Annotated in this window: 8 protein-coding genes; 3 read left to right on the top strand and 5 right to left on the bottom strand. The window is 43.0% G+C overall.

The annotated features are described in order from the left end of the window. On the bottom strand, window positions 1–1,068 hold a 1,068-nt coding region (locus tag A1QO_RS13795; RefSeq protein ID WP_017040981.1), incomplete at its 3' end, for a serine hydrolase domain-containing protein. Between the two features lie 471 nt (window positions 1,069–1,539). Between A1QO_RS13795 and A1QO_RS13790 the strand changes: the two genes are divergently transcribed. Both A1QO_RS13790 and A1QO_RS13785 read left to right on the top strand, forming a co-directional pair. Then, window positions 1,540–2,517, top strand: coding sequence for a DUF1852 domain-containing protein (locus A1QO_RS13790; protein ID WP_017040980.1), 978 nt, complete (start codon window positions 1,540–1,542; stop codon window positions 2,515–2,517). A 27-nt stretch (window positions 2,518–2,544) separates the two neighbouring features. Further along, window positions 2,545–3,573, top strand: coding sequence for a methionine synthase (locus A1QO_RS13785; RefSeq protein ID WP_017040277.1), 1,029 nt, complete (start codon window positions 2,545–2,547; stop codon window positions 3,571–3,573). 113 nt (window positions 3,574–3,686) lie between these two features. Here A1QO_RS13785 and A1QO_RS13780 read toward each other — a convergent pair whose 3' ends face one another. From A1QO_RS13780 to A1QO_RS13765, 4 genes are all read right to left on the bottom strand, one after another. Next, entirely contained in the window at window positions 3,687–4,055 is a 369-nt protein-coding gene (locus tag A1QO_RS13780) for a VOC family protein (RefSeq protein WP_017040278.1), read from the bottom strand. A gap of 129 nt (window positions 4,056–4,184) precedes the next feature. Beyond that, window positions 4,185–4,436 carry a TIGR03643 family protein gene (locus A1QO_RS13775; RefSeq protein ID WP_017035925.1) on the bottom strand — a complete coding sequence of 84 codons (252 nt, stop codon included), beginning with the start codon at window positions 4,434–4,436 and terminating at the stop codon, window positions 4,185–4,187. 131 nt (window positions 4,437–4,567) lie between these two features. Continuing rightward, window positions 4,568–4,906: a hypothetical protein gene (locus A1QO_RS13770; RefSeq protein ID WP_017035924.1), complete on the bottom strand. Its 339-nt coding sequence runs from the start codon at window positions 4,904–4,906 to the stop codon at window positions 4,568–4,570. A 112-nt stretch (window positions 4,907–5,018) separates the two neighbouring features. Beyond that, window positions 5,019–6,515: a PTS transporter subunit EIIC gene (locus A1QO_RS13765; protein WP_017035923.1), complete on the bottom strand. Its 1,497-nt coding sequence runs from the start codon at window positions 6,513–6,515 to the stop codon at window positions 5,019–5,021. Window positions 6,516–6,759: 244 nt separating this feature from the next. On the opposite strand from A1QO_RS13765, the gene A1QO_RS20710 reads away from it, so the two are divergent. Then, on the top strand, window positions 6,760–6,885 hold the full coding sequence (locus tag A1QO_RS20710) for a hypothetical protein (protein WP_017040979.1): 126 nt from the start codon (window positions 6,760–6,762) through the stop codon (window positions 6,883–6,885). The last annotated feature ends 102 nt before the right edge of the window (window positions 6,886–6,987 follow it).

The following is a 6,987-nucleotide window of genomic DNA, read 5'->3' as shown; positions in this document are numbered from 1 at the left end:
CGCCTGTGAAATGACTGGCTCATCGGCAACCGCACCCCAGCTTGGTGTGAACAAGGTTCCCCAACGCGCCATATCTTCCAATGTGGTAGACACAAGCCCTACCGCGATTGCCATTCCATCTGGAGTTTGGTTAATCAACATTGGTTGGCGAGCGTTTACTTTAGACCAAACTCTGTCTTCAAACACTTTTGCCCAAGTTGTACCTTCGATGTTCTCTATCATTTGAGTCAATACGATGGTGTTCATTGAAGCGTAACGGAACTGTTGGCCCGCCTCTTCACCTTCAATTTTCTTGGTATCAAGTGCCACATCGACCCAGCTTTCTTGCTCTCCTGTTGCATAGCGTGGAGAACCAAATGCCGAAGCAAAGAAGCGCACTACCGCAGAATCTGGGTTCATGATCGACGCGCCAGTTTCTTCGTTATCGAGACCTGTTGCGTGGTTTAATGTATTGAGTACCGATACGTTGTCCCATACCGAACCTTTCAATTCTGGAACATAGTCTGTGATCATTTTGTTATGGTCGATTTTGCCTTCTTCAGCCAGCATTGCCACAACAGTACCGACTGTCGTTTTTGCCGCTGATGCCCAGATATGGCGATCCGTTGGTTTCATTCCTGGGTAAGCTTCGTACACAATCTTACCTTCATGAATCAGCATAAAGCCTTGGGTACGGAACTGCGGGTCGACAAGGTAATCTTCCATTGTCATTTCACCCTTGCTTTCTGTTTGAACTTTTAACTTAGCCAGCTCTGGGTGAATATCTTTAACTAACGGCTTGTAATTTTCACTTGGTGAAGCAACCGCTGTAGGCATGAATTCGCTCATGTGCATGTTGTAATAAAAGGAGTGATCGCCACCCATTTGCCAATGAAAGTTATTAAAACCAGCACGAGCTGCGTCGACAAATTCATTGGAAAATGGTTGTTTTGCTGCCTCTACCGGTAAAGTGACCTGCGCGCCTTCTGCGCTAAGCGCCGCTTCGACTGGGTTTTGAGTGTCATCTGCAATAGCAGTGCTTGCCAAAACAGCGGTAGAAAGCGCGAGTGCAATAGAAGTAAGTTTCATAATGTTATCTCCTGTGTTTGTGTGGTGTAAATATAACCAACAGGAACGAACAAAAATAGGTCACTTTACGCCAATTATAATACCCCGTTATCAATACCCAATTATCAATGCCCATTTATTTAGAGCTCGCTACTTCAATACCTTGATACCAATACACAGACAGTGACACAAATACAGTGGTATGCGGCTCAATTGAATGAACAGAAAATTTCGCTGAAACGTTAAAAGCCATTGAACATGAATGTTTCTCATATTGAATGTGAAATAAAACCACTGTTGTTAATTTCGCTAGCCACGTATAAAAGACCTTCTCCTCTTAATTCTGTAGGGATGACTCTCTATTTTTTATTTAGATGATTGCTGATCAAAATAATGATTGGGAACAGAATGACGGGGAAAATAATAAAAAAAACCTTAAAGGGTAAGAAAGACATTCAGCGTTTATCTAAGGAAATAGGATACGAAATCACAATGCATAACGACTTTAAATTTACGATTCAGAGCATTTGTCTCGATGAAAATTATCATCCATCAGACAACACGCGCATCACAACGAATTTTGCTAATTTGGCTAGGGGCAACAGCCGCAAAGAGAACCTTCGCAATGCCTTACAGATGATTAACAATAGTTTCAATGCATTAGCACACTGGGACAACCCAAAAGGTGACCGCTATTGTGTTGAACTTGACATCATTTCTGTTGATATCAACATGGATGCTAGCGGTCAGGCCTTCCCTTCAATCGAAGTTCTAAAAACAAATATTGTTGACCATGAAACCAATGAGCGTATTGAAGGTATTGTGGGGAATAATTTTTCTTCTTATGTTCGAGATTATGATTTTAGTGTGCTTCTATTGGAACATAATAAAGATCAACCGAATTTCAGTATTCCTGATAATTTTGGCATATTGCACGGTCAATTATTTAAGTATTTTGTCAATTCAGATACTTTCAAACAGCACTTTAAAAAGCCCCCGGTTATATGCCTCAGCGTCTCTGACAACAAAATATATCATCAAACTGAAAATCAGCACCCAGTATTAGGCGTTGAATACCAACCCAATGAGTCGTCGTTGACTGAGCAGTACTTCCAAAAAATGGGCTTACAGGTTCGCTATTTTATGCCGCCAAATAGCGTCGCGCCTTTAGCTTTCTATTTTTTTGGCGATTTGCTCAATGATTATACCAATCTTGAACTGATCAGCACCATCAGCACGATGGGGACATTCCAAAAAATATACCGACCTGAAATTTACAATGCCAATGCTGCCGCAGGAAAATGCTATCAACCAAATTTGAAGAATCTGGACCACTCGGTGACTCAAATAGTGTATGACCGAGAAGAACGCAGCCAGCTCGCTATTGAACAGGGTAAGTTTGCCGAGGCGCATTTCATCAAACCATTCCAAACTGTTCTTGAGCAATGGTCGACTCATTACGCCCTTTAATTCACACAAATAAGCGCAGCATTTATTATGAAAACATTATTACCTACTTCAACGGCGGGCAGTTTACCTAAGCCTTCCTGGCTAGCACAACCAGAGACGCTTTGGTCACCTTGGAAGTTGCAAGGCGAGGAGCTGACTGACGGCAAACACGATGCTTTGCGTGTGTCACTACAAGAACAACAACAATCGGGCATCGATATCGTTAGCGATGGCGAACAAACACGACAGCATTTTGTGACAACATTTATCGAACACCTTAGTGGCGTTGATTTTGAGAAACGTAAAACGGTCAAAATTCGCGATCGCTATGACGCGAGTGTGCCTACGGTCGTGGGTGCGGTATCTCGCCAGAAGCCAGTTTTTGTAGAAGATGCTAAATTTCTACGCCAGCAAACCGACCAACCGATCAAATGGGCTCTGCCTGGCCCCATGACCATGATCGACACGCTTTATGATGACCATTATAAAAGTCGCGAGAAATTAGCGTGGGAATTCGCTAAGATTCTCAATCAGGAAGCCAAAGAACTCGAGGCCGCAGGCGTTGATATTATTCAGTTTGATGAACCTGCTTTTAATGTTTTTTTCGACGAGGTCAACGACTGGGGCATTGCTTGTTTGGAAAGAGCCATCGAAGGCCTGAAATGTGAAACAGCGGTACACATTTGCTATGGCTACGGCATACAAGCGAACACCGATTGGAAAAAAACGTTGGGTTCAGAGTGGAGACAATATGAGGAAGCGTTTCCCAAACTGCAACAGTCCAATATCGATATTATCTCATTAGAATGCCACAACTCTCACGTTCCAATGGAGTTACTTGAACTCATTCGAGGTAAGAAAGTGATGGTAGGTGCGATTGATGTAGCAACCAACACGATTGAAACGCCAGAAGAAGTCGCTAATACCTTGCGAAAAGCCCTTCAGTTTGTCGATGCAGATAAACTCTACCCTTGCACCAACTGTGGCATGGCTCCTTTGCCTCGCCAGGTAGCGGCAGCCAAACTAAAAGCGTTAAGTGCAGGCGCACAAATTGTCAGAAGAGAACTCTCAGCCTAGTACTCGCCATTGATTGGCTGCTCTATGAACACAATAATAAAAGCGGCTTTCGTTTCTAATGCACTCTAAATGGTACTATTTCACAGAAACTTTCCCACAAAGAGTGCTTGATTTTACATTGAAACGGCTTCTATCTTGTTCCCATCTAAATCTCGAACAAATGCAGCGTAGTAAGCATCACCATATTCCGGTCTGAGGCCTGGTTTTCCTTCACACGTTCCGCCCAACTCGATCGCAGTAGCATAAAAACGATCCACCGATTCCTTATTGGGTGCGTTAAATGCTAAGTGCGACCCATTGCTTGACGTAGCCTTACCTTCACAGGGACATCCAACCCAAAACTCAAAACTTTCGCCATAGGCGGCGGCCACATTTTCTATATAGTGAGTACGTTTGATGGCTAACGTTGATAAAACGGCATCGTAAAACTTCACTGCTGTAACGACATCTTTAGCTCCAACAGATACGTGATTTAGAATCATGATTAAGGCCTTTTTGTTATGAGAAACCCGAATGATAACGCTTGCTTAATCACCTTTCAAATGACTGAATAAATAAGAAAATACTCATATAAAAAAGCCAACTTGATTCAAGACCGAGGATAGTATTGTTCAGCGATGCTTATATTGAGTTGGGCAGAAACCTCTCGATACATCAGATGAGCGAAGCTTTAAATGCTTTGTTGTGCGTCCTGACACGCGTGAACGCCACAATTTAAAACTGCTTAATTTTAAACGACTGCGCATAAAGCGAATAAGGCCAGATTCATTCAAACCAAATTGTAGTTCTATTGCTTCAAACGGCGTTCTATCTTCCCACGCCATTTCTATAATTCTTGACTCATTTTCTTTTGAGAATTTCATCACATGCTCTTTGTTTATGACCAGAATAGACATACGGTTACTGCCTGGTTTTAGATCAGAGAGAGTGTCATCTTGAACGCAATGCAACGAGATGGCGCCAAATGAAATGAAAGCACGGCTAAAATGCTGGTTTAGAGCTCAGGTAAAGCAAACACAATCAAAGCGTAGGCAGTCGCGAGTGCCCATAAGATAAACGTTACCGCCCAGCACTTGGCCACGGTGCCTCGAATAGACGATTTGAAATTTGGTGCTGCTCGAAATACGCAAATAGAGCTATAAATGGCAAATAGAGGTAAGCAACCTATTTTAAGCATCACAACCGTTGTTTCTGATAGAGCGATCTTGCTCGATTCCAAAAGAAACAATAATGCGTATGTACCCAAAATTTGGATTAATACCGCTTTCCACAACGCAATATCACCGTTAAACCACTTCACCAGCCGCGGACTTGCAATGGTTGTACTTGTCATAAAAATTTCCCCTTACTTATTGCTTACTCATCTCCACATACTGCCGTGAAGACTTATGTTATTGCATGCAAAGAGGCCTCTGTTACTACAGAGGCCTTTCGTGGCGAGTTAATTATGCTTGTGCAAGTTCACTTGTAGGGCGTTCTATTAAATTGGCAATAAACTGAGCTTTAGCACCCAAGATTATTTGTACACCATGAGAACCGACTTTTACTACACCCATCGCACCGAGTTGCCTAATGGCATCGGAATTAACCAGTGACATGTCTTTCACTTCCAAGCGCAAGCGAGTGATACATGAACCAATCGTCTTAAGGTTAGCGCTTCCACCAACATGACGTAGGATTTCACGAGCTAGGCTTTCATCGTCTAACGTGATTTCTGTCATATCTTGTTCGCGACCTACCGTTTGATAGTTAAACTTACGGATAACAACACGGAATACTGAGTAGTAGATAGCTGCGTTAATGGGTCCCCAAAGGAACAATTTAGCCCAGTTTGTTTCAAAACCGCTCAGGCTAGGCATTACACCGTACAGTACGTAATCGATAATACCCGCAGAGAATGTTTTACCCATTTGCAAATCAAGTGCGTAAGAGACGCTGTAAGAAACCCCCGCCATAATAGCGTTAAAGAAGTAAAGTACAGGAGCTACGAATACGAACGCAAACTCAACAGGCTCAGTAATACCCGTAACGAAAGCAGTAAGTGCAGCGGAACCTAATAGACCAGCGGCAATCTTCTTGTTTTTAGTATGCGCTTCTTGATACATCGCTAAACATGCCGCTGGGAATGCAAACATATAGATAGCAAAGTTACCAGAAATGTACGCGCCTGCATTGTCGTAACCGCCGCCTTCAAATGAATGTACGCCGTCAGCAAACATGCGCCACCAGATTGTTTGAGCGCCATTGACGATTTCGCCATTTCCGGCAGTGTATTCAAAGAACGTAAACCAGTAAGGAGCATAAAACACGTGGTGCAATCCAACAGGAATGAGCGCGCGCTCCATGAAGCCGTAGAAGAAGGTTGAAACATACATGTTACTTTGGCTTAAGCTAGTCGAGACCGCCGCAATGCCATCTTGAACTGCTGGCCAGAATAGTGGTACAGCAAGGCCTAATAAGAAAGCGCTAAAAGCAGTAACGATTGGCACAAAACGTTTACCAGCAAAGAATCCTAAAAATTCAGGTAACTGAATGTTATAAAAACGGTTATACAGATACGCAGCAAGCATACCTACTAACATGCCACCCAATGGACCAGTTTGCAGTGTTGGAATACCTAAAACCGACGCGTAACGCCCCTCGGCCACCATGTCAGGTGTAATGCCCATGGTCACGCTGATGGTTTGGTTCATTACCAACAGACCTGCAATTGCAGCTAATGCCGCCGCTCCAGAGTCTTTGGTTAAACCAACGGCAACACCAACAGCAAAAAGTAAGGCTAAGTTACCAAAAATTACGCCACCCGCGGCTTCCATCATAGATAGCCCAAGTGCATTACCTATTCCCAGCAATAGACCGGCTGCTGGCAATAGTGCGATAGGGAGCATTAATGCTTTCCCTAGCGCCTGTGCTTTGGTCATTGTACTTTGTAGAAAACTCATAATTCCACTCTCATTAAAATGTAAGGATAAAAGTCTGTCTTCCAAACCGTTTGGAAGGGTCGATAGAGAGTGTAAAAAAGTATTCAACGCTGAAGGTTACAAATTAAATGAGCTTTGTAAGTATACATTTCCAATGTAAGTGATTGATTACAAAACAGCGTTTCGCATCATTTTTTAGTTGATCTCATGTCAAGTCGGAGCGACATTGAAGGCTAAATAAGCTGTTTTCGGTAATTACTTCCAAATGCAAACTGTTCTAGCGGTAGTGATGTTGGGTATCGCAATGGCTGCATCGTTTATTATTCGTAGGATGCTAGAAGCCGCGAAAACGGCTGAAGAAACGATTGAACTAGAGCAAGCAAACCGCTAGTTATGCTCGCGTTAACCCGCGATAATACATTAAGCCCTTTAGTTTTCCTAAAGGGCTTTTTTGTTGAGGTTGTTACTAGGGCGTGTTGATCTTTCGCGGTTA

The organism is Vibrio genomosp. F10 str. ZF-129, assembly GCF_000287055.2.
Taxonomy (GTDB): Bacteria; Pseudomonadota; Gammaproteobacteria; order Enterobacterales; family Vibrionaceae; genus Vibrio.
The sequence above is the reverse complement of the archived record's forward strand: the minus strand, read 5'-3'. Positions and strand labels throughout refer to the sequence as shown.